General features: G+C 73.4%; 20 protein-coding genes. 4 read left to right on the top strand and 16 right to left on the bottom strand.

All coding sequences use genetic code 11. From position 1 onward, the window contains the following. Positions 1-127: 127 nt before the first annotated feature. The gene (locus ACWCWD_RS11575; protein ID WP_450772092.1) at positions 128-496 is read right to left on the bottom strand and encodes a MerR family transcriptional regulator; all 369 of its coding nucleotides are present in this window, start codon (positions 494-496) and stop codon (positions 128-130) included. Between the two features lie 210 nt (positions 497-706). Here ACWCWD_RS11575 and ACWCWD_RS11570 point away from each other — a divergent pair, with 210 nt between their 5' ends. Then, positions 707-1,621, top strand: a complete 915-nt coding sequence (locus ACWCWD_RS11570; RefSeq protein ID WP_450772091.1) for an NmrA/HSCARG family protein — start codon at positions 707-709, stop codon at positions 1,619-1,621. Between the two features lie 95 nt (positions 1,622-1,716). Here ACWCWD_RS11570 and ACWCWD_RS11565 read toward each other — a convergent pair whose 3' ends face one another. Next, positions 1,717-2,373 carry a GOLPH3/VPS74 family protein gene (locus ACWCWD_RS11565; protein ID WP_450772089.1) on the bottom strand — a complete coding sequence of 219 codons (657 nt, stop codon included), beginning with the start codon at positions 2,371-2,373 and terminating at the stop codon, positions 1,717-1,719. 340 nt (positions 2,374-2,713) lie between these two features. Here ACWCWD_RS11565 and ACWCWD_RS11560 point away from each other — a divergent pair, with 340 nt between their 5' ends. Continuing rightward, a complete protein-coding gene (locus tag ACWCWD_RS11560; protein WP_450772088.1) occupies positions 2,714-3,703 on the top strand; it encodes a helix-turn-helix transcriptional regulator in 990 nt (329 codons plus the stop codon). Between the two features lie 5 nt (positions 3,704-3,708). On the opposite strand, the gene ACWCWD_RS11555 is transcribed toward ACWCWD_RS11560, so the two are convergent. The 13 genes from ACWCWD_RS11555 to ACWCWD_RS11495 all read right to left on the bottom strand — a co-directional run bounded on the left by ACWCWD_RS11555 (position 3,709) and on the right by ACWCWD_RS11495 (position 17,380). Continuing rightward, entirely contained in the window at positions 3,709-4,839 is a 1,131-nt protein-coding gene (locus tag ACWCWD_RS11555; protein WP_450772086.1) for a glycosyltransferase family 2 protein, read from the bottom strand. A 26-nt stretch (positions 4,840-4,865) separates the two neighbouring features. Continuing rightward, entirely contained in the window at positions 4,866-7,427 is a 2,562-nt protein-coding gene (gene lanKC, locus ACWCWD_RS11550; RefSeq protein ID WP_450772085.1) for a class III lanthionine synthetase LanKC, read from the bottom strand. 204 nt (positions 7,428-7,631) lie between these two features. Further along, a complete protein-coding gene (mpaP, locus tag ACWCWD_RS11545) occupies positions 7,632-9,296 on the bottom strand; it encodes a daptide biosynthesis intramembrane metalloprotease (RefSeq protein WP_450772083.1) in 1,665 nt (554 codons plus the stop codon). After that, positions 9,293-10,039 carry an ABC transporter permease gene (locus ACWCWD_RS11540; protein ID WP_450772082.1) on the bottom strand — a complete coding sequence of 249 codons (747 nt, stop codon included), beginning with the start codon at positions 10,037-10,039 and terminating at the stop codon, positions 9,293-9,295. The genes mpaP and ACWCWD_RS11540 overlap by 4 nt, the downstream gene beginning before the upstream one ends. Continuing rightward, positions 10,032-10,763, bottom strand: coding sequence for an ABC transporter ATP-binding protein (locus ACWCWD_RS11535; protein ID WP_450772080.1), 732 nt, complete (start codon positions 10,761-10,763; stop codon positions 10,032-10,034). Before ACWCWD_RS11535 ends, ACWCWD_RS11540 begins: the two co-directional genes overlap by 8 nt. A 2-nt stretch (positions 10,764-10,765) precedes the next feature. Then, positions 10,766-10,963, bottom strand: a complete 198-nt coding sequence (locus ACWCWD_RS11530) for a hypothetical protein (RefSeq protein ID WP_450772079.1) — start codon at positions 10,961-10,963, stop codon at positions 10,766-10,768. Positions 10,964-11,294: 331 nt separating this feature from the next. After that, positions 11,295-11,474 (bottom strand): daptide-type RiPP, encoded by a 180-nt coding sequence (locus ACWCWD_RS11525; RefSeq protein ID WP_266707780.1) that lies wholly within the window; start codon positions 11,472-11,474, stop codon positions 11,295-11,297. A 94-nt stretch (positions 11,475-11,568) separates the two neighbouring features. Continuing rightward, on the bottom strand, positions 11,569-11,757 hold the full coding sequence (locus ACWCWD_RS11520) for a daptide-type RiPP (RefSeq protein WP_266707782.1): 189 nt from the start codon (positions 11,755-11,757) through the stop codon (positions 11,569-11,571). 132 nt (positions 11,758-11,889) lie between these two features. Further along, entirely contained in the window at positions 11,890-13,095 is a 1,206-nt protein-coding gene (gene mpaC, locus ACWCWD_RS11515; RefSeq protein ID WP_450772078.1) for a daptide-type RiPP biosynthesis dehydogenase, read from the bottom strand. Further along, positions 13,095-14,390: a daptide-type RiPP biosynthesis aminotransferase gene (gene mpaD / locus ACWCWD_RS11510; RefSeq protein ID WP_450772076.1), complete on the bottom strand. Its 1,296-nt coding sequence runs from the start codon at positions 14,388-14,390 to the stop codon at positions 13,095-13,097. Before mpaD ends, mpaC begins: the two co-directional genes overlap by 1 nt. Beyond that, positions 14,390-15,232, bottom strand: coding sequence for a daptide-type RiPP biosynthesis methyltransferase (gene mpaM / locus ACWCWD_RS11505; protein ID WP_450772075.1), 843 nt, complete (start codon positions 15,230-15,232; stop codon positions 14,390-14,392). Before mpaM ends, mpaD begins: the two co-directional genes overlap by 1 nt. After that, a complete protein-coding gene (gene mpaB / locus ACWCWD_RS11500) occupies positions 15,229-16,407 on the bottom strand; it encodes a daptide biosynthesis RiPP recognition protein (RefSeq protein WP_450772073.1) in 1,179 nt (392 codons plus the stop codon). Before mpaB ends, mpaM begins: the two co-directional genes overlap by 4 nt. After that, on the bottom strand, positions 16,400-17,380 hold the full coding sequence (locus ACWCWD_RS11495) for an LLM class flavin-dependent oxidoreductase (protein ID WP_450772072.1): 981 nt from the start codon (positions 17,378-17,380) through the stop codon (positions 16,400-16,402). The genes mpaB and ACWCWD_RS11495 overlap by 8 nt, the downstream gene beginning before the upstream one ends. Positions 17,381-17,813: 433 nt before the next feature. On the opposite strand from ACWCWD_RS11495, the gene ACWCWD_RS11490 reads away from it, so the two are divergent. Continuing rightward, the gene (locus ACWCWD_RS11490) at positions 17,814-18,464 is read left to right on the top strand and encodes a GntR family transcriptional regulator (RefSeq protein WP_450772070.1); all 651 of its coding nucleotides are present in this window, start codon (positions 17,814-17,816) and stop codon (positions 18,462-18,464) included. A 127-nt stretch (positions 18,465-18,591) separates the two neighbouring features. Here ACWCWD_RS11490 and ACWCWD_RS11485 read toward each other — a convergent pair whose 3' ends face one another. Next, positions 18,592-19,869 (bottom strand): M6 family metalloprotease domain-containing protein, encoded by a 1,278-nt coding sequence (locus ACWCWD_RS11485; RefSeq protein ID WP_450772068.1) that lies wholly within the window; start codon positions 19,867-19,869, stop codon positions 18,592-18,594. Positions 19,870-20,134: 265 nt separating this feature from the next. Between ACWCWD_RS11485 and ACWCWD_RS11480 the strand changes: the two genes are divergently transcribed. Then, the gene (locus ACWCWD_RS11480; protein ID WP_450772066.1) at positions 20,135-20,791 is read left to right on the top strand and encodes a TetR/AcrR family transcriptional regulator; all 657 of its coding nucleotides are present in this window, start codon (positions 20,135-20,137) and stop codon (positions 20,789-20,791) included. Positions 20,792-21,065 lie beyond the last annotated feature (274 nt).

The following is a 21,065-nucleotide window of genomic DNA, read 5'->3' as shown; positions in this document are numbered from 1 at the left end:
CCTGCCGTTCCCGGTCCTCGTCGCAGCGGCCCGGGACCAGCGCGTGCCGGTGGGCGAGCGGCGGTTTCCGGCGGTGCCCCCCGGTGCCGTCGGCGTATCAACTACCGCTCGGGCAAACGTCTTTGCTTCAGGACGGACTTACCGGTCCCGGTCCGCCGGCGTGGCGTGCCGAGGTGATGCAGTCGCGCAGCCGGTCGCGCACGCCCCTCAGGTCCGTCAACTGGCGGTCGATACGGCCGTGTTCGGCCGCGAGCAGCGCCAGTAGCTCCGGTGACGCCTCACCGGAGTCGGCGAACGGCAGTACCTCACGAACGATTCTGCTGGGCAGGCCCAGGGCATAGAGCTGCTGGATCAGCCTGACCCGTTCGACGGCAGCGGCCGGATACTGGCGCTGGCCGCCCGGGTTCCGGGTGGAGTGCAGCAGGTCCTGCTGCTCGTAGTAGCGCAGCGCCCTGACGCTCACGCCCGCCTTCGCGGCGACCTCTCCGATCCGCATCCCGGTCTCCCGACTCGACTCCACGTCTCGCTTGCACCTGACGTCGGCGTCAGGTTTTAGCGTAACGGAGACCGCGGCGAGCCCTTCCGTACGGACTCCCGAGCGCGCTGTGGTCCGCACATCTCCGACGCGTTTCTCAGGACCCCGGGAAGGATCAGCGATGTTCATCAGGAACACTGCCGTGAACGGCGGAGCAGGGGCGTGACCGGCATGAGCGACACCGGAACCGTCGTCGTCCTGGGCGCCACGGGACAGCAGGGAGGGTCGGTCGCCGCGGCGCTGCGGGCCGACGGATGGGCGGTGCGCGCGGTCGTGCGCGACCCGTCCGGCCACCGGGCCCGGTCCCTCTCCGCCGCCGGTGTCGAAACCGTCCGTGGTGACCTCGGGGATCCCGAGTCGCTCCGCGCGGCCTTCTCCGGCGCACACGGTGTCTTCAGTGTCCAGCCGAACTCCGGTCAGGCGGGAGCCGAGTCGACCGACGAGGACGAGCTGCGTTTCGGCACGACGGTGGCGGACATCGCGGAGAGCTGCGGCGTCGCCCACCTCGTCCACAGTTCGGCGACCACCGCGCGCTCGGCGACGGGCGTCGCCCATCTCGACATCAAGAGCCGTATCGAGGCCCATGTCCGGAACCTGGACACCGCCGTGACCATCATCCGGCCGGCCGCGTTCATGGAGCTCCTGCTGGCCCCCGGAACGGGCCTCGATCAGGGACACCTGTCCTTCCTGATGCGCCCCGACCAGACGATGCAGTTCATCGCGGTACGCGACATCGGCCGCATCGTCGCCTCGGTCTTCGGCTCGCCCGATCGCTACGTCGGGCGCACCGTGGAGATTGCCGGTGACGCTCTCACCGGCGAAGCCCTGGCCGGGCATCTGACCCGGGCCGCCGGCCGGCCGATCGGCTACCGCCGCGTGCCGACGACGCTGCCGGGGCAGGGCGACCTCCTCGGCAAGCTGGTGGCGCTCGTCGACGACGGCAGGCTGGGAGGAAACGTGGACGTCGACGCTCTGCGCGCCGAATTCCCCTTCCTGCTGCGCTTCGACCGCTGGCTGGCGGGCCCGGGTGCGGGCCTCCTCGACGAGGCGCTCCGGTCCACGGACGCGGGCATCGTCCTGCGCTGAACGAGATCGTGGTCCGCCCCACCGCTCAGCGGTGACGGCCGAGGGCCCAGCGCGCCGCCCCGCCGTGGGGCGCAGGGCCCCGCCCCGCCGCCAGGTCAGCCCGCCGCGATGCCCGGGATGCTCACCAGCAGCACCGTCAGGGCGGCGAGCGCCGCCGAGACGGCCTCGCCCACCGCTCCGGACGCGCCCGTTCTGGCGGCCAGTTCGCCCATGCGCTCCTTCACCGCGGCGGGGTCGGCGTCCGGCAGGGCGCGGGCGTGCAGGCCCGCGTGGTGGAGGAGCGTGATCAGCTCCGCCGTCTCCGGTCCGGCGGGCGCCCCGTCGAGCACCACCCCGGCGAGCTCGCGCCGCAGGGCATCCGGCACCGAGGTGTCGGTGACCGGGTAGCGGTAGGAGCCGAAGGCGCCGAGCAGCTTGCGGCCCTCCCGGTGGACCACGCCCTTGGCCTGGAGCCCGTCGTACGCGGCGGTGACCGCCTGGTCGCGCACGGCCAGCAGCCAGGCCTGCGGCCGGGCCTCGGGGTGTTCGCGCACCTGGGCCGCCACGGCGGCGGCGAGTGGCTCCCGGGGGGCGGGCCGGTCGACGGCGACGAGCCTGCCGCCCTCGGCCACCACCCCGCCGCAGCGTACGAGTTGGAGCAGCGGAGCCGCCGCTGCCGCGGCGCCGACCCGCAGCGGGTCGTGCGGTGTGCCGTCCAGCTGGTCCAGTCCGAGCAGCGCGATCCGCTCGCCGACCGTCAGTCCCGTGTCCATCGGACCCCTTTTCCTCGTCGCCCGCGACGTGCTCGCGCCGTGCCCCCGACTTTCCCTCATCACGCCTCGCACATGCGCCCGGTTCCCGCACGTGTCACTCGGGGACCGCGTATGAATTCCGTCAGCGGAGACTCTGTGGCGAACCCGTAAGCGACGGTTGTGCCGCCTTGTCAGGGACTGCCCGGTCGGCTACTTGCCGGTTTCGCGAGTACTCACCTGCCCCAAGGGGCACAGTGTGCAATGTCTTCACAGGAACCTCATGATCGTTGACGCGATCAAGGCGTGAATGTGATGCTTTTTGCAGGTGTGTGCGAGAGATCATCTTTTTACGGGGGAACGTATGGATGAGTCGGAACTGGCCGTATTGGGAGTGCTCCCCCTCGACGAATCCGTGTACCGGGCGCTGCTGCGGCGCCCCGGTATCACCGCCGAGGATCTTCGTCCGGCGCTCGGTCTGGACGAGCACGACTTCCAACTGGCCCTGAAACGCCTCGACCAGCAGGGCATGGTCCACATCGGCACGAACGGGGAGGCGTTCCCCGTCGACCCCGGGATCGGAGTGGGCAAGCTCGCCGAGCAGCGCATCCGGGCCCTCCAGGACGAGCAGCGCGAGATCCTGTCCACCAGTCACTCCCTCGTACGCCAAGTCCTGCACTGGCAGGGGCAGGAGGGTGTGCACGAAGAGGTCGAGACCCTGGAAGGGGCCGGTCTGGTCTACGAACGGATGGGGGAACTCGCCTACTTCGCGCGGCAGGAGCTGCTCGCGATGCAGCCCTCGCTCACCCTGACGCCCGAATGTGCCGCGATGGCCCGTGAGTCCGACCTGAGGTGCCTGCGGCGGGGCGTCACCGTGCGGGCGCTGGTGCACCGGTCGGCTCTGCGGGACCCCGTGTCGGCGGGCTACTACCGGGAGTTGGCGGAACACGGGGCCGAGTTCCGCTTGCTGGACGGGGCGTTCGAGCGGGTGCTGATATTCGACCGGGGCACGGCCGTGGTGCAGTCGGCCCCCGACGCGCCGGACCAGCGTGCGCTGCTGATCCGCCAGGAAGGACTGGTGAAGACGCTCCGGTCGTTCTTCGACCGGTCCTGGGCCCACGCGGCCGACGCCGCACCGCTGTTGGGCGGCGGCACGGAGCGGGACCGGTTGGAGGAGTTCCAGCTGAAGGTGCTCCAGATCATGGCCCGTACCGACAAGGACGAGGCCGGGGCGCGTGAGCTGGGTGTCTCGTTGCGGACCTACCGGGGGCACGTCGCGCGGCTCCTCCACCGCCTCAACGCCGCCACCCGCTTCCAGGCCGCGCTGCTCGCCCGGGACAAGGGCTGGATCTGAGCGGTTCAGACCCGCTGCCGGACGGCTCCTTCCGCCCGCCCCGCCGCCCGTTCCGCCTGTCCCGTGCGCCCCGCCCGCCCTGCCTGTCCCGCCCGTTCCGCCAGCCCGTTCAGCAGCCGCAGCTGACGGGGCTGGACGGCGGGCAGCAGGGCGGTGGCGCGGCGGGCGTGCTCGGGGCGGGCGCAGAGGAGGTTGCGGGCGAGCGCGAAGCGGCCCCGGTCGGGCACGAGGACCAGCTCCTCGAAGAGCCTGCCCGTCCCCCCGACCACCCGGTCGATCTCGTCCCCCAGGCCGCCGTGCCAGTCCACGGGACGTACGAAGCCGCCGTCCCGCACCATGCCCGCGTACCACTCCCGCATGTCCTCCCGGCAGGCCGCGCGGAACGTCCCGTCGTGCAGCCCCGTCCGCAACTCCCCCAGCAGCGCGTGCGCGGCCCGCGCGTCGTCGAGGTGGACCAGCGGCATCCGGTGGGGGCGGGCCATCCGGTGCCGCCGGGTCCCGCCGTCCGTGAGGAGGACCGCGGTGGGCTCGAGCGCGGTGGCGAAGGTGTGGCCCGCGTCGGCGAGGCGCAGCCAGAGGTCCCAGTCCTCCAGCCCCGCCCCCGTGCGCCAGCCGCCCACCGCCTCCACGATCCCGCTGCGGTGCGCCACCCGGGAGGGCTCGAACATCGGCCCCATCAGCTGGAGTTGCGGGTGCCAGCAGCAGGAGAGCGGCGGGAGTTCGGCGGCGACGCCCCCGGACGCGTCCCGGTACTCACACCCGGAGGCCGCCAAGTCCGCCCCGCCCTGCAGGAGTTCGAGGACGGTACGGAGGTGGTGCGGGTGCCAGGTGTCGTCGTGGTCGAGGTAGGCGGTGTACGCGCCCCGGGCCTCGGCCAGTCCGGCGTTGCGCGGGCCGCTCGGGTGACCGGTCCGGGCGAGCCGGACCAGCCGCACCCGGGGGTCCTCCCGGGCGGCCCGCGCCACCCACGCCTCGGTGTCGTCGTCGGAGCCGTCCGAGACGACCAGCAGCTCCCACTCCTCGACGGTCTGCGCCCGGACGGAGTCGATGGTCCGGGTGATCGCCTCCGACCGGTTGTACGTCGGACAGACCACGGTCACCCGGGGCGCGCGGCGGTGTGCGGTGCGGTGTTCCACGGACGTCGCCCTCCCCTCGCGCACGGTCACCAGAAGGGCAGCGCGGCGGGCCCCTCGCCCGCCGGGCCCAGGGCGAGCAGGACCCCGGCGCCGCCGGTCGCCAGGTCGGTGGAGAGCCGGAGGTTCTCGTGGCCGAGGAAGGCGGGCCGCCCGGCGTACTCGACCCGGTAGAGGTCCAGCACGTCCAGCAGGCGCGGGGGCGGCTCCTCGCCGAGCCGCCGCAGGGTGAGCGCGGCACCGGCCCAGCCGTGGAAGAGCCCGGCGGTACGGGGCATGGCCTCCCGGGCCGCGGCCCGGACGCTCTCCACGACCGCGCCGAAGCGCGGGTCCTCGCGGTGCTCCAGATAGTCGGCCAGGACCAGCGCGGTACCCGCGCCACCGGCGGCCAGCAGCGGGCGGCCGCCGGGTGCGTTGGGCGCCCAGCCCCCGGTGCCGGCCGGGGCGTCCGTACCCCCGCCCGAGCCTCCGTCCGTACCGCCGTCCGTACCTCCGTCCGCCGTCCAGCCGAGGGCCGTCACGTCGGTGGCGAGCAGCTCCCGGGCCGCGTCCAGCCAGGCGGTGTCCGCGGTCTGCCCGTACAGCGCGAGCAGCAGCCGCGCGCCGCCCGACCGGCCGCGCATGAGGCCCGACTGCCCCCGGCGGGGCGGGGCGGCGGCGCGCGCGGTGAGCTGTTCGCCCGCGGCCGTCGCGTACTTCAGGGCGTCCTCGTCGCCGGTGGTGCGGGCGAGGTGGAGCTGGGCGAGCGCGATGCCGGCGAGCCCGTCGAAGTAGCTGTCGTTGGGCGGGTCCATCGCGCGGACCCGGGCGAGTAGCCCGGCCGCCGCGTCCGTCCGGCCCAGCCGCAGCAGCGCGGAGGCGGTACCGGACAGGCCCGTCCAGAGGCCGGGCAGGGCGTCGGCGCCGGCCGCGTCGGCGTCGGCCGCGCGCTCCAGCCAGTCCACCTGCGCCTCCGGCACCTCCCGGCCGGATTCGGCGAGGGCCCACAGTACGCCGGCCGTGCCGTAGGCGAGGTTCGCTCCGCCGCCGGGCAGCAGGAACTGCGTCGCGTCACCCGGGAAGAGCCGGTCCGTGCGGTCCGGGGTGGCGGTCGCCTCTATGCCCTCGGCGACGGCCGTCGCGCCGAAGGCCGAGGCGGGCGCGGCCTGCGGGAGGGCGGGGGCGCCGGTGGGAGCGGGCGCCGGGGCGAGTGGCGCGAGGTCGGCGCGGACCCGGTCGCCCCAGTCCTCGGGCAGCGGGTAGCGGGCGGCGATGTGGGTGATCAGCTGCTCGACCTTGTGCGGGCCCCAGCCCATGAGCGTGGTCAGCGGCGCGAAGAGGGCGACCCGCAGGCAGCCGAGGGCGTACCGGTCGATGTCCGGGCCCCGGTGCCCGGCGGGGGCGCCGAAGCCGGGGGCCGCGTGGATCTGCGCGGTGTCCGGGTCGGTCGTCGCCGTCTCCAGGTCGATGAAGACGACGGTGTCGTCGGGGCGCACCAGGACGTTGCCCGGGTGCAGGTCGCCGAAGAAGACGCCCCGCCCGTGCATCGCCGTGACGCCCCGCTCGATGTCCGCGAGCACGCCCAGGGCCCACCGGGTGTAGGCGGCGGTCCGTTCCGGGTCGGCCTCGGGGGCCTGCGGAAGGTGGCGGGTGAGGGCCGCGGCGAGCGTGTCGCCCTCGACGAACTCCCGTACCAGGAAGTGGTGTTCGTGCCCCTTGCGGGCCTCGATCAGCCGGGGGAACCAGCGCAGCCCGGCGAGCTTCTCCAGGCAGGCGTGCTCGTGTTCCAGCCGGGCGACGGCGTCGTTGCCGTGGGTGTCGATCCCGGAGTACGGGCGGGCCTCGCGCAGCAGCACCGGCTCCCCGGTCCGCAGGTCGCTGCCCCGGTAGACCCCGCCGCCGTTGGAGAAGTGCAGGGCCTTCTCGGCGCGGTAGGGAAAGTCGTCCAGGGTGCCGGAGTTGCGGTCCCGCAGCGCCTCCTCCAGGCAGGCGGGGAGCGTGGCCCACTCCGGCGGCCGGAAGGCGGGCAGCCGCTTGTCGGGCACCAGGTTCCCGTCCGGGTCCTCGATGCAGTGGACGGTCTCGCCGGTCGCCGTCTTCATGGTCCGCGCGACGAACCCGCCGTAGCGGACGTACAGCGGCCCGGACCGCCAGCGCAGGTCGCTGAGGATGTACGGGCCCGCCTCGCCGTCCAGCAGGGCGCCCAGCTCCGCCAGGACGCGGGCGAGGATCTCCTCGTCCCGGGGGTAGATCGTGACGAACTTGCCCGAGGCGCTGCGGTCGCCGTACTTGCCGTTCCGGCGCAGCAGCACCTTCCGGCTCCGGATGAACTTGAACGCGATCCCCTGCGGCACCAGATACTCCCGGCAGCGCTCCAGGACCCGCTCGGCGTTCTCCGAGACCGCCGACACGTGGATCTTCCAGCCCTGCGGCGGCAGTTGGTGGTCCGGCGGGGTCAGCATCGCCCAGTCGGGCCCTGTGTGGAGCGACCAGCCCTCCGGCGCCGGCGCCGACACGGCGGGGTAGTCGTCCGGTGCCGCGCTGTCCGCGTCGTCCCGGTCGAAGAACGGGGTGCCGGGCGGGCAGTGCGCCAGATGCCGAAGTATGTCCATGATCAACCGCCTTGGGAGCAGGGAGGAAGCGCGGTCACCGGGCGGCCGTCGCCGTGAGGAAGGGGGTCCCCGTCGTCGTACGGAATGTCGTACGGGGACGTCGTGCGGGGATGTCGTACGGGCGGGGCCGGTACGGGGATGCTGTACGGGCAGGGCCGGTACGGGGATGTCGTACGGGCGGGGCCGGGCCGTCCCGGCCCCGTGTCAGCGCCAGAACGGCGCGAGGTACCGCAGGTAGAGCCACTCGCCCAGGCTGCGGCGCCCCGCGTCGATCTCGGCGAGTCCGGTGGACCGGGACGGGGGTGCGTCGGTGCGCAGCGGGATGCCGGAGGCCGGCAGGGCCATCGCGTCCAGCCCGGTGACCGGGGCGAACACCGAGAAGGGCGCGGAGACGTCGGTGGGCCGGGTGGACGCCACCTCGGCCTCGCCCACCTCCTCGTGGAGCACGATCCCGCTGCCCAGCAGGCGGACCTTCGCGCCCGGGGCGACCGCGTCCAGGTCGGCCGCGCCCGTCGCCACGAACACCACCCGGCCGTGCTCGTCCACGAACCCGCCGGTCACCGTGTACGGCAGGGTCACCCCGACGGCGACGGCCGCCACGGCGGCGAGCGCGGCCAGCGACACCACCGCGATCCGCCACCGGGCCGCCCCGGCGGCGAGCGCCTCGGCGCCCAGGCGCAGGGCGCCCGTGCAGCACCGGGTCAGCAGGGCGAGCAGCGCCAGCGACACGACGACCGCGCCGACCAGGCCCATGTTCTCCAGCATCGAGCGCCAGAGCGTGAACGCGGTGCCGAGGACGTACAGCGGGAAGACCATGCAGGCCAGGCCGAAGAGCGGGGCCCAGCCCAGCTCGGGCAGTGTCTTCTCGTACCGCCCGCCGAAGAGCACCCTCGCGGCCAGGCGCCGGGCGTCGGCCATCGACCGGTCGCGCAGGTGCGAGACATCCAGGTGGCTCATGAGCGCGAGGTAGCCGTCGAGCTTGATGAACGGGACGGCGTTGAAGAAGCCGGAGAGGAAGCTGGTCACGGTCAGCAGGAGCAGCAGCTCGCGCACCGTCCCGCTGCCCCCGGCCAGGGCCACGCCCGCCGAGGCGAGACCGGCCGCCCCGCCGATGGCGGCCTGCACGGTGATGCCCGCGAGGGCGATGCGTACCCGCTGGGCGCCGTTCGGGAGCCGCCAGCCGTCCGTGACGTCGCAGAAGAACGCGGGGGTCAGATAGAAGAGCATGACGCCCATCCGGCTGGGCTTGCCGCCGTAGTGGCTGAGCACCGCCCCGTGCGCCATCTCGTGCAGCGCGGTGCCGAGGTAGGTGACGACGACCAGCGCGATCAGCGCGGAGACGGGCAGCGGTCCGCTCAACGCGGCGGTGGCCGTCGGTAGTTGGAACGCGACGCTCAGCAGCCCGCCGGCCACGAGGGCCACCAGTACGGCCGCCCAGGCCCGGTGCGCCAGCCCGGCGGTCAGCGGCCTCAGACGGGCGAGGAGCCGGTCCGGGCGCACCACGGTGTACTGGAAGGTCAGCGGCGGTACGAACGCGAACCGCCGGGTCCGTACGGGCTCGCGGGCCGGGTCCTGGAGCAGCTCCATCTTCTGCGCGCGCAGCAGGCCCTCGCCCACCAGCTCGGCGGTCCAGGGGCGGCCGAGGTGCTCCGCGATGTCCTGCGCGGTGTTCGTGCCGTCCGCCGAGCGCAGCAGCCGGGCCATTCCGGCGCCGACCCGCAGATACCGCCCGGCGCCGAACTGCACGATCCACGGGGCGCCTTCGCCCGCCGGCTCGTGCACCAGCACCTCGTCCGCCAGAGCCGGGCGCTCCGGCAGCGGGGGGAGCACGGGCGCCACGGGTTCCGGGCGCTTCAGGGCGAGTTTCACGGCAGGTCCCGGCGGAGGAAGAGCGCGCGGCCCGCCACGGCGGCGGCGGCGATCCAGGCGGCGAGCACGACGACCGCCCAGGGGGTGGAGAGCAGCCCCGCGGTGGAATTGTCCTGGTAGACGGCGGCCATGGCCTCGTCGATGGTGAACTTGCCCACGTCGGGGGCGAGTCGCTGGAGTCCGCCGCTGACCAGCCAGGTGCTCAGCAGCATCACGACCACGGCGACCACCTGCTGACGGATGATCAGGCCGAGCAGGCAGCCCCACAGGGCGCCCGCCACGACGACCCCCATCACGCCGAGCAGCGTCCAGGTCGCCTCCGCCGTCCACTGCGGATCGAAGTCCTGGCCGGAGAGGAAGATCCACGGGCTGATCGCTGCCAGGATGCCGGCCCCCACGGCGAACACCGCGCCGGTGGCCGCGGCGACCGTGAGCTTCGCGCCGAGCACCCGCAGGCGGCTGCCGCCGAGCAGCGTCGTCCGCATGATCGAGCCGCTGGAGAACTCGCGGGTCATCGCGAGCATGGTGGCGAGCGCGGCGACCAGCTCCACCATGAACCAGCCCTGCACCAGGGACGCGGTGGTCCGCGCCACCGTGGTGGTGCCCTGGTCCAGCTCGTCGAGCGCCTGGGTGAGGAACCCGGCGTCGGCGAGGACGCAGAGCAGGGTCGCCACGAGGGCCAGCGCCCACCAGGCCCTGCCGGTCCAGACCTTCTGCCATTCGGAGGCGATGAGATCACGCATGGCTGGGCTCCTTGCCCGCGGTGCCGGCGAGTTCGAAGAAGCGGTCCTCCAGGCTCACCGAGCCGTCCCGGGTGAGATCCGCCGCCGTTCCGCTGTACCGCAGGGTGCGTTGCAGGATGACGATGTCGTCGGCGATCTGCTCGACCTCGGCGAGCAGATGGCTGGAGAGCAGCACGGTCCGGCCCTCGTCGGCGAGGGACCGCAGGAACTCCCGCAGCCACCGGATGCCGTCCGGGTCGAGGCCGTTGGCCGGTTCGTCGAGGATGAGGAGTTCCGGGTCGGCGAGCAACGCCGTGGCCAGGGCGTGGCGTTGGCGCATGCCGGTGGAGTAGCCGCGCAGTTTGCGGTGTGCGTCGCCCTCCAGTCCCACGCGTTCCAGCACCTCGTCCACCCGCTTCCTGCCCAGCCCCAGGGCGGCGGCCCAGACCCGGAGGTCGCCCCGGCCCGTGGCCGCGTTGGACGGGCCGATGCCGTCCATGGAGACGCCCACCCGGTGGGCGGCGCGCGGGAGTTCGCCGTACGGCAGTCCGAAGACGGTGGCGCGCCCGGCGGTCGGCCGGGCGAGGCCCAGCAGCATGCGCAGGGTCGTCGTCTTGCCGGCCCCGTTGCGCCCGAGGAGTCCCACGACCCTGCCGGACGCGACGTGGAAGGAGACGTCCTCGACGGCGGTCAGTTCGCCGTACCGCTTGGTGAGGCCCTCGACCTCGACGACTGTGTCGGTCATGGTCAGGACCTTCCACGGGCGCGGAGGTAGAGGCCGAAGCCTGCGATCATCAGCAGTTCGACCCCCACGCAGACCAGCAGGGCGACGGTCCGCGTACGGCCGCTGGTGAGTGCCGAGACGATGCCGGGGGCGGCCATGACGGCGACCAGCCAGCAGCCCGCGAGGGCCCACGGAAAGCCGCGGGAAGCAGCCTGGGACATGGAGGGAACTCTCCTTCGGTCGTGCGGGGTCCTGCGCTTCGGATCGAAGAGGGCGGCCCGGCGGTGCGATGCCGTCGGGGTGCGGCGACGGTTCCGTGCGCCGTGGCGGGCGCGGAACCGCCGGGGGTGCGGTGACGGAGTACGCCGCCGCACGCGCGGAGTCATCCGGCGCGTGCGGGGCATACTCGGAGATACGGGCACGGCGCGCCGCCGCCCCGGGCGCCCGGGCGCGGCGACGCGGCACGAGCCGCACGTACGATCTCGCCGGGGCCCTGTCCCGGATGCACCAGTCCTGCATCCGGAACAGGGACCCTTTGGCGTGCCGGACCGGTCAGGTCGCGACGACGACCGACGTGATGACCAGCGAGGCGTAGGTGGTGCTGACGGCCGCCGACACCCCGAAGCTGACCAGGAAGCTGTTCCACCAGTCGGGGGCGTCCATGCCCTCCAGCTCCTCCATGTCCAGTTCCTGCATGGCCAGTTCGAGGGCCGAGTTGTTGTTCTCCTGCATTGCTTTCACCTCAATCTCTGTGTGTACCGCGTGGGTTCGTGCCGGGGATCGCGCTCGGCCGGGGCGGCCCGGTGGGCCGGACCGGGGGAGCGGATCAGGTGGCCAGCGTGATCAGCGAGACGTAGGAAACGACCGCGCCCGCGCTGAGACCGCCGACGAAGCTGAGGACGTCGCTCCAGCCGAAGGGCGCGTCGAGCGCCTCCAGCTCCTGCATGTCCAGCTCGTGCGCCTCCAGCTCCTGAAGAGCCAGCTCCAGAGGGGCCTTGGTGTCCGTGTTCTGCATGGGTTCTCCTCCTTTCCGAGGTGTTGATCTCCTGGTGGTGCGTCCGCCGGCGGGTGCCGGCGGAAGTCTGTGGGTGAGGGGCCGCACCGCGGGGGCCGCCGGGGGCGGGGGCCGCGCCGCGGGGGCCGGTCCTCAGGACGGGACGGGGGTGCGGACCGCCTCCGTCAGGGCCGCGCGGACGTCGGCCAGGGCGAGCGCGCCGAGTGTCGGCAGCCCGTCGCCCCAGGCCCGCATGGTGGCGCGGGCCACCTCGGCGGTCCGCTCGGGCGTGGCACGGAGCTCGCGGGCGACGGACCAGTCGTCCAGCAGGGCGGTGATGCCCTCGACCGGGTCCTCGGGCGTCGGCACCGACCGCCCGTCCGCGACCGCCCGCCAGAGCCCGGCCAGCCGGGACGCCGAACCCCAGCGGGTGTCGCCGTCCGCGATCCGCCGCCACAGCGGCGGCAGCAGGGCGGCCGCGGCCGTCATCTTGCGGACCCCGAGCGCGGTGGAGAGCTCGTTGGCGAGGTACCAGCCCTTGCAGGCGGCGGGTTCCCGGCCCAGGTTGAGCCACTGCTGGTGGCTCAGCCCGCTCAGCTTGGCGATCTCCAGGCGCAGGGTGTCGTCTGCCCCGCCGCCGGTCGCCCGCGCCGCCGCCACCCGGTCGCCGAGCCCCACGAGGAGCCCCAGCAGCGTCCGGGCGAAGGCGTCCTCCACAGGCAGTTCCCGCAGGTCCCCGGCGTACATCCCGGAGAGCCGGAAGAAGACCTCCAGCACCCCCTCGGCGAGGAGTTCGAGGGGCAGCGTCCGGGTGGCCGCCGGATCGTAGACCGCCACCTCGGGCTGGAGCCCGTTGCCCAGCACCAGCCGCTTCCCGGTGGGCGTGGCCAGGCAGACCGCGCCGCTCAGCTCGCTGCCGGTGCCCACCGTGGTCGGTACGGAGACGAGCGGCAGGCGCGGTACCGAGCCCGCCGACAGCAGGATGAGCCCGCTGCGGTGCCGGACCGCCAGCCGGTCGCGCACGTCCGGGTCGGAGCGCAGCAGGACGGCGAGTTTCGCCTGGTCGAGGAGGGAGCCGCCGCCCACCGCGACCACCAGGTGGCTGTCGGCCAGTTGCCCGGCGAGTTCCTGGACACTGCGCAGGTCACCGGGGCCGGTGAGGACGGTCCGCTCGGTGTCCCAGCCCGCCCAGACCGCCCGCTCCCGCACCCGGGCCACCGCCTCGCCCTCGGCGACGGCCGCGTCCGCGAGGACGGTCAGCCGCCGGCCCCCGTGCAGGGGCAGCCACCGGGACAGGCCGTCCAGGCCGTACGCCACCCGGGTCATCGGGTGCCTGCTGAGACCCCAGACCGTCTCCATCAGACCGTCCCCGTCCCCGCCGCCGCGCCGACCGCCGCCGCGCCCGACGCGGTGTACGCGTCGATCCCGGCCTCGATGCGGAGCAGGAGTTCGTCGAGATCCTCGTCGGAGTAGGTCAGCGCGGGCAGGATCTGCACCCCGGACACGCTGGGGTGGACCAGGGCGCCCGCCCGCCGGACCGCCGCGACCAGCGCCGGCACCTCTTCCGGCGGCAACGGTGTGCCGCCGTCGTCCCCGGCGGAGAGCCGGATCGACCGGAAGCAGCCCGCTCCGGTGGTCGCGCTCACCCGGGGGTGGCGTGCCACCAGGGCGTCCAGCGCGGTGTCCAGCCGCGCCGAGAGGCGGCGGGCCGAGGCGACCGCGTCCAGCCGGCGCATCTCGGCGAGCGTCGCGGAGATCGCCGCGCAGGTCACCGGGGTGCCCGCCTGGGTCTCCCCGTGCACGAGCACGTCCCCGGTGGCGTCGAAGGGCTCGGCCACCGCACGGGAGACCAGCACCGCCGCGGCCGCGCTCGTACCGTTGGTCAGCCCCTTCGACGTGATCAGCACGTCCGGGGGAGCCGGCCACCGCTGGGAGGCGAACAGACTGCCGGTGCGCCCGAACCCGGTCGCCACCTCGTCGGCGACCAGCAGGAACCCGTACCGCTCGCGGAGCTCCAGCAGGGTGTCCACGTACTCGGGGGTCAGCACCACGGCACCCGTGCCGAGCACCGGCTCGACCACCACGGCGGCGATCTGCGTGCCCTGCCGGGCGGCCAGCGTACGGATCTCCTCCGGGGCGTTCGGCGACACGTGCCGCACCAGCCGCTGGTCGACCCCGTACACCGGCTGCCCCAGGTTCTCGCCGGTGAGCGCGAACCCGCCGAAGGTCAGCCCGTGGTAGCTGTCGCGGAGCCCCACGACCAGCTTGCGCTGCCCCTGGCCGCGCAGTGCGTGGTGGTGCCGCGCGAGCTTCATCACCAGGTCGTTGGCGGCGCCGCCGGAGGTGGAGAACAGCACGCGTGCGTACGTGTCCTCGCCGGCCGCCTCCACCAACTCCCGTGCCGCACGCCGGGCGTAGACGTTCTCGTAGCGGAAGACCGAGAGGTACGAGGCGTCCCGCAGCGCGGCGGAACAGGCCGCGGCGACCGCCTCGTTGCCGTAGCCGAGGTTCGCGTTCCACAGGCCGCTGGTGCCGCAGAGGAGCTCGCGGCCGTCCAGGAAGCGGACCCGCACCCCGTGCGCGGAGACCGTGCAGAGCTCGTCGTCGCCGTGCAGCGCGGGGGCCTGGAGCGAGGGCCAGAGTTCGTTTCCCATCACACGGCCTCCGCTTCCAGCAGGACGTCACGGTGTCTCGGACCACTCGCCGGAAGGGTGTGCCGGGCGGTGATCCGCAGCCCCGCACCGGCGAGTTCGCGCTCCAGCAGCAGGGCCGGGAGAACCCGGATCGACGTGGTGAGCACCTCGATCCGGTCGGCCGCGCCGGCCTCCGCGGCGGGCGGCAGGATCGTGACGCGCCGGGCGGCGGCGCCCTCGGGCCAGTGCTCGATCATCCGGTACCGCCGGCCGCTCGCGCCCTGCCCCTCGATGTCCAGGTCCGCCACATCGGCGGACCCGTCCGCCGGGTCCACCATGTCCACGGTGGAGAGCAGGAACCGTCCCTCCGGGGCGAGATGGGCCCGCACCGAGGCGAACAGCCCGGCCCGGCCCGCGTCGTCGAGCAGCGACACCGAGGTGGTGCCGAGCACCACCAGGCCGAAGGTGCGGCCCAGGTCAAAGGCGGCCATGTCGCCCTGTACGGGTACGCAGCGCGCCCGCGCCCCCGCCGGAACCGTCGCGAGGCGCTCCCGCAGCAGGTCCAGCATCTCGGCCTTCAGTTCCAGGGCCGTCACCTCGCGGCCCAGCGCGAGCAGTGGCAGGGTCAACCTGCCCGATCCGGAAGCGAGTTCCAGCACCGGACCGGTCGCGGCCCGCGCCACCCGCAGCACCTCGCGGATCTCGCTGGTGTCGGCCGCCGCGAGGTCGTGGTAGACGGGTGCGCCGACCGCGTCGTAGAGATCGTGCAGCACCACCCGGTCGCCGTAACCGGCCAGCACCTCACCGGCGAGTCCGGGCGGATACTGCTGAGTTGCCGCTGTCGCCGTCGCTGTGGTGGTCACGCTCCGGTCACCTCCGCCGGGGACGCGTCCGGCAGTGTCTCCGGTGCCTCCGCCGGCGTCTGAGGAAGCAGGGGGACGCCCCGCTCGGCGAAGAAGGCCAGCACCGCCGCGACGGCGACCGCGGTCAGCGGGGCCGGGGCGTCCGGGCCCGCCTCGGCGCGCGCGTGCTCCAGGGCCGTCTCGGCGGAGCCGTGCACCAGGAGCCGTTCGGCGACCTGGGCGGCGGGGCGGCCGAGCCGGAAGGTCCGGTCGTGCCCCGGCACCCGTACGTACGCGGCCTCCGGGGTCCAGGCCAGGAAGGGCGCGCGCGGGTCGTCGGCGTCGCGCGGTGCGCCCACCGGCTCCAGCGAGTCCACCAGCCGCCCGCCGAACCCGGAGACCCGCACATCGGTGACCCCGTGCACATGGAGGTCGCGCAGCACGTCCAGCGCGGCCATGTACCGCGCCAGCCAAGGGCGTTCGGCCGTCCGGGACGCGCGTACGTCCTCCGGTACGACGGCGGTGAGGGAGAGCGCGGCGCCGGTGGCGTCCTCGGCGGTGAGGGCGGCCCACCGGGCGTCCAGCGCGGCGGCACAGTCGCCCGCGGTGCCCAGCCGGGCGCCCAGCGGCGACACGGACACGCTGCCGTCGGCCGCCACCCAGAGCCTGGTGCCGGGGCCGTCGCCCGTCTCGCCGCTGCCCAGCGCGGGCAGATCCGCGAGCTGGACCGCGGGGCTCACCGCGAAGGCGGCGAACTCCCCCTCCAGCCGGGCCCGGTCGGCGTCCGAGAGGAACGCCTCGAAGTCCGCCTCACCCGCGACCCGGACCAGGGTGGTGCCCAGGAGCGACATGTACGGGCTGGTGCCGTAGTCCTGCACCTGGAGGAAGAGAGCGCCGCCGATCGAGGCGTCGCCGCCCGGCTCGCTGAGCGAACCCTCGAAGCCCACCACGACGGCGCCCGACTCGTGGGACGCACCGGAGGACTCCCCGGCCTCGTCCGCTTCCCCTGTTCCCGCCGGTACGAGCACCAGGGACCGGGGCCCGACCACGTCCGAGGCGAGCACGGCCGGCAGATGTGCGGCGTCCTCCAGGACGACGGTCGCCGTACCGCCCCCCGGGGCGTCGCCCAGCAGGCCGCGCCCGGTGACCCAGGACCGCAGATGCAGACCGGCACGGCCGATCAGAGCCTCATGCACGGGTTTCCCTCCGATCGGCGCCGACCGCCGTGAGAATCTTTTTCAGATCTTCCATGGCGGCCTTCGGGCCATAGAGATTGGCCACACCGGTCAGATTGAGGACGATTTCATCGACCCCGGCGAGGCGGTATTCATCGAGTTGTTTGACGACGCTTTCGATGTCCCCGTGAATGAAAGCACCGGCATCGGCCATGAGCCGTCCCGCCGATTTCGGGTCCATCGTCGAGTAGTCGATTCCCGCTTTACCCAGCATGTCGATGTAGTGCGGGGCCACCATGTGCCCGGAATTACTGGAGAGCACGAAATCGGATACGTCCCGCCCGGGGCGCTCCAGCGCCACGGGCACCATCGCCGTCACCGTCGGCTCCGGCCGGCCCGCCGAGTCGGCGCCTTCGCGCAGCGCGGGGCGCACCACCCCGTCCAGATAGGCGGCGGGCGTCAGCCACGTGACCGCCGCGTCGGCGACCTCGCCGGCCAGCCGCGCCATGCCGGGCCGCAGCACTCCGAGTCCGAGCCGGACCTCGGGGGCCATGACCGGTCCCATCTGCGCGTGGCAGCTGTAGAACTCGCCCTTCACCTCGACGGGGTCGCCGCCGAGCAGCCCGCGCACGATCGTCAGGTACTCCCGTACCGCGCCCAGCTGGCTGCGGTACGGCGTGCCGAGCAGGCTCTGCTGGAAGGTCTTGCCGCCGGGGCCGAAACCGGCCAGCACGCTCTCGCCGGTGGCCATCGCCAGGGACTTGACGAGATGCGCGGCCTCGAAGGGGTGCCGCAGGGGCATCAAGGTGACCCCGAGGCCCGTCGGAACCCGGAATCCCGCACCCGCCACGGCGGAGAAAGTCTGGAAAGGCTCCATCAGGAGACTCTGTCCCTGCCAGAGCCGCCGGGCCCCCGTCCATTCGACCAGGGCCGCATAAGGAAGCACCTGCTCGGTGCGTCGCGGCAGAAAAGGAATCAGTACGGAATAGTCCACGTTCTCTCGCCCCCCTTCGTAATGTGCTGGATAGTTTCACGGAGGCGGTGGTTCCGGGGAGGGGGTGTTGCTGCAGCTTCATGCATCGCCCCGCTGCAGCAAGCTGCATTTCCTTCTCCGGTGGTTTTTCCGCTGATCAGAGGGTGTGCGGACCGGATTGCGACGGGTTCCGGGGGCGGCCGTCGGCGGACCGTCCGCCTTCCGAGGCGGGCCGGGCGGGCCGGGCGGGCCGGGCTCCGGGGGCGCGGGCGGGTCAGGGCTCCCGGGTCCGGCCTCTCCGCCCCCGACGCCCGGTCCCGCACCCCGCCCTGTCGGTGACAAAATTGACGACAATTCTGTTGGCCGAGGTCGTGCCGGAAGGCGCCCGCCCGACCGGAACGGCCGGACACGGCCTAGATTGAGCGACGACAAGCACTCACCAGGGAGGGCACGAATGCCGAACGAAGCCAGTCCGGGCAGCGGGGAGCAGGCCAAGCAACTGGCCCTGTCCCGGCTCCGGCAGGCGATTCTGCGGGGCGAGATGGCACCGGCCCAGCGACTGGTGGAGAACGAGCTCGCCGAGCAGTTCGGTGTGACGCGGGCCAGCATCCGTGCGGCGCTGATCGACCTCGCCGCGGAGGGGCTCGTGGAGCGGATCCGTAACCGCGGGTCCCGGGTACGTGTGGTGACCGTGGAGGAGGCGGTGGCCATCACCGAGTGCCGCATGGCACTCGAAGGGCTGTGCGCGGCCAAGGCGGCGGTCCTGGCCACCGGGGCGCAGCGCGAGGAGCTGACCGCTCTGGGCGAGGCGATGGCCAAGGCGGTGGCGGAGGGCGATCCCCTCACCTACTCCGAGTTGAACCACCAACTGCACACCTGTGTGCGGGAGTTCTCGGGCCAGCGGACCGCCGTGGAGCTCCTGGAACGCCTCAATGGCCAACTGGTGCGCCACCAGTTCCAGTTGGCCTTGCGGCCCGGCCGCCCCCAGCAGTCCCTGAATGAGCACCTGGCCGTGATCGAGGCGATCGTGGCCGGGGAACCGCAGGCGGCCGAGGAGGCCGTCCGCGCCCATCTCAGCAGCGTGATCGACGTGTTGCGCGACTGACCCCGGACGGCGCGACCGGACCGGGTCGCGCGACCGGGCCGAGGCATCCGGCGGGACGGGAACGCGCCGGGGCCCACCCGAGCGCTGCGACGGGCAGGAGCGGGTCAGGAGCGGGGCAGGAGCGGGGTCAGGACCGGGTGATCCGGACCCGGTACTCCCCGTCGCCGTCCTCGCCGAGCACGGACACCCGGATGCCGTTGGCCCGGTCGGTGAAGGTCTCGCCCGGCTGGAACGGCGCGTCGGAGAGCTCGGCGTGCACATTGGGCCGCCGGGTGCAGCCGCCGCTGTCGTCGGTGCTGTCCGCGACGGAGACCGGCCCCTGGCCCGTCTCCACGTCAGAGTCCACCTGGTAGATCAGCACACCCGGCCGGCAGACCGCCTCGTCGTTCCCGGTGGGGGTGCGCACCTCGACGACGTACCCGGACTCCTCGCTCAGCGGTACGACCGCGAGCTTGGTGCCCCCGTCCGTTTCGAGCGGTTCGAGCCTCTCCTCGGTGGTTCCGGGTTCCGACGCGCAGGCGATCTGCCCGTTGTCGAGCCAGCCCAGCTTCCATTTGTGCCAGCCGAGGAAGTCGTTGTTGGCGCCCCAGTCCTCGGACATGATGTCCCAGTGCCCGACCGAGCCGCCGCCCTCCGCGGTGTAGAGGTCGGGCAGGCCGAAGACATGGCCGTTCTCGTGGGGGAGCACCCGGTAGCCGGTCCGGGCGTAGGAGCCCGAGCCGTCGTCCTGGCGGCTGTAGACGAACGAGGTGTTGGCCAGCGGCACTCCGTCGGCGCGCGGCGCCTCGTCGTTGTCGGGGAAGGTCACGGAGAGCACCGTGTCGAGGGCCGAGGGGCCCGCGTTCGGCGTGACCAGCACGTTGACCAGGTCGTACCGGGAGAAGTCCACCCGCGCGTCGGCGGCGTCGACGATGTCCGACACCAGCCGGCGGTAGCCGGGTTCGTACGGTGAACCGCGCTCTATCCCGTACTCCGCGAACGGCAGCGGCATCCGCAGCCAGCCCTTCACCGGCGCCTCGGGGACGTAGACGAGCCGTCCGTACGAGCTCCGGCGGAACCAGTCCGAGGTCTGCGGGAAGAACTCCGCCATCCGGTCCGCCGCACTCCCGCTGCCCGGCGCGTCCGGGAAGTCGATCATGAGGTTCAGGGCGTGCACCTTGCCGGTGGAGTGGACGTATCCCGGCGGCGTCGGCATGCCTTCCGACATCTGCACGCCCAGGGCGGCGGATATCCGGCACGGGCCGAGCGCGGACTCCCGGGTGAGGGAGGCGGGGCCCGCCGAGACCTGGTTCGCGTCGGGCAGGGCGGTGCTCGCGGAGGCCAGCGTGGCGATGACCAGGGCGGTGGCCCCCGCGAGTGCGAGCGGGCGGCGACAGCCGCGTATCCCTCGGCGAGGGTGCTGCATGGGCGCGCCTCCGGGGTACGCGGCAGTCGGCCGACCCGGACTGCGCTCTGGCGTCAGCCTCTGTCCGGCGGCCCCGGCCCGCTCGCTGGGTAAGCCGATCGGAGGGTTTTCCCCGCCCGGGCCAGGTGTGGCGCAGGTCACTTATTCGGGCGAAATAACCGGGGACCCCTTCCCCGTTTGTACGTGTGTCCCCGCGAAGTGGGGACGTGGTCCCCGGTTCGCGCCGGGAGGCCGCCCGTACTCGTACACGGAGAAGGTCCACGTCGTGGAGACCGTCGCTCGAACCGCACCGGAATGCCGGCGCCGTACGTCCCGCCCGCGGGCCGACGCGCTGCGCAACCGCGAGCGGATCGTCACGGCCGCCCGGGAGATGTTCGTCGAACTCGGGCCGGACGTGGCCCTCGACGACGTCGCCCGGAGGGCCGGCGTCGGCAACGCGACGCTCTACCGGCACTTCCCCGACCGGGCCGCACTGACCCACGAGGTCGTCCTCGCGGTCCTGTCCCGCACCGCCGACCGTGCCGAAGAGGCCATGGCCGAGGAGAGCGACACGTTCGACGCGCTCAGCCGCTTCGTGCACGCGGCGGCCGACGAACGGGTCGGGGCCCTGTGTCCCCTGCTCTCCGGTACGTTCGACAAAGCCCACCCCGAACTGCTCGCCGAGCGCCGGCACCTCGAAGAGGCCGTCGAAGAACTCGTGCGGCGGGCCATGACCTCCGGGCGGCTGCGCACCGACATCGCGGTCGGCGACCTGATGATCGCCCTCTCCCAGCTCACCCGGCCCCTCCCCGGCGTCGCGTGCGTGGAGATCGACCAGTTCGCCCACCGCCATCTCCAACTGTTCCTGGACGGACTGCGGACCCCGGCCCGCTCCGAACTCCCGGGTACGGCAGCGACCTTGGAGGACCTGCGGCGGCGCTAGCGCCACACGCACCCCCTCCGACCCGCTGACCCGCCCCCCCGATGCCCGAAGTTTTCCCGCTTCCCGACTTTTTTCCCCTGTTTCCTTCCGTTCTTCCCCGTATCTCCTTCCGCTTCCCACGGGACCGGCAACGTCGCCGGTGAGCGGGGCCGGGCCACACGGCCCGCACCCCGGGGGAGAGCGCCCGCTCGCGCGGCGCCGCTCCCCCCACCCGTGCCCGCCCGCCGCACCGGGCGCCCGACCGCCCGCCCGCGTCCCGTGGAGCCCGTCCGAC

The organism is Streptomyces sp. NPDC001493, from assembly GCF_053597235.1.
Note: the sequence above shows the minus strand (reverse complement) of the source record. Positions and strands in the feature narration are given on the sequence as shown.

What these genes read in the sequence shown, in the direction of transcription:
- ACWCWD_RS11565 (WP_450772089.1), bottom strand. Translation starts at nt 2,373, where the DNA reads ATGGACACGGGACTGACGGTCGGCGAGCGGATCGCGCTGCTCGGACTG.
- ACWCWD_RS11520 (WP_266707782.1), bottom strand. Translation starts at nt 11,757, where the DNA reads ATGCAGAACACGGACACCAAGGCCCCTCTGGAGCTGGCTCTTCAGGAG.
- ACWCWD_RS11540 (WP_450772082.1), bottom strand. Translation starts at nt 10,039, where the DNA reads ATGCGTGATCTCATCGCCTCCGAATGGCAGAAGGTCTGGACCGGCAGG.
- ACWCWD_RS11570 (WP_450772091.1), top strand. Translation starts at nt 707, where the DNA reads ATGAGCGACACCGGAACCGTCGTCGTCCTGGGCGCCACGGGACAGCAG.
- ACWCWD_RS11490 (WP_450772070.1), top strand. Translation starts at nt 17,814, where the DNA reads ATGCCGAACGAAGCCAGTCCGGGCAGCGGGGAGCAGGCCAAGCAACTG.
- mpaD (WP_450772076.1), bottom strand. Translation starts at nt 14,390, where the DNA reads ATGGGAAACGAACTCTGGCCCTCGCTCCAGGCCCCCGCGCTGCACGGC.
- mpaC (WP_450772078.1), bottom strand. Translation starts at nt 13,095, where the DNA reads ATGGAGACGGTCTGGGGTCTCAGCAGGCACCCGATGACCCGGGTGGCG.
- lanKC (WP_450772085.1), bottom strand. Translation starts at nt 7,427, where the DNA reads ATGGACATACTTCGGCATCTGGCGCACTGCCCGCCCGGCACCCCGTTC.
- ACWCWD_RS11575 (WP_450772092.1), bottom strand. Translation starts at nt 496, where the DNA reads ATGCGGATCGGAGAGGTCGCCGCGAAGGCGGGCGTGAGCGTCAGGGCG.
- ACWCWD_RS11560 (WP_450772088.1), top strand. Translation starts at nt 2,714, where the DNA reads ATGGATGAGTCGGAACTGGCCGTATTGGGAGTGCTCCCCCTCGACGAA.
- ACWCWD_RS11525 (WP_266707780.1), bottom strand. Translation starts at nt 11,474, where the DNA reads ATGCAGGAGAACAACAACTCGGCCCTCGAACTGGCCATGCAGGAACTG.
- ACWCWD_RS11535 (WP_450772080.1), bottom strand. Translation starts at nt 10,763, where the DNA reads ATGACCGACACAGTCGTCGAGGTCGAGGGCCTCACCAAGCGGTACGGC.
- ACWCWD_RS11530 (WP_450772079.1), bottom strand. Translation starts at nt 10,963, where the DNA reads ATGTCCCAGGCTGCTTCCCGCGGCTTTCCGTGGGCCCTCGCGGGCTGC.
- ACWCWD_RS11485 (WP_450772068.1), bottom strand. Translation starts at nt 19,869, where the DNA reads ATGCAGCACCCTCGCCGAGGGATACGCGGCTGTCGCCGCCCGCTCGCA.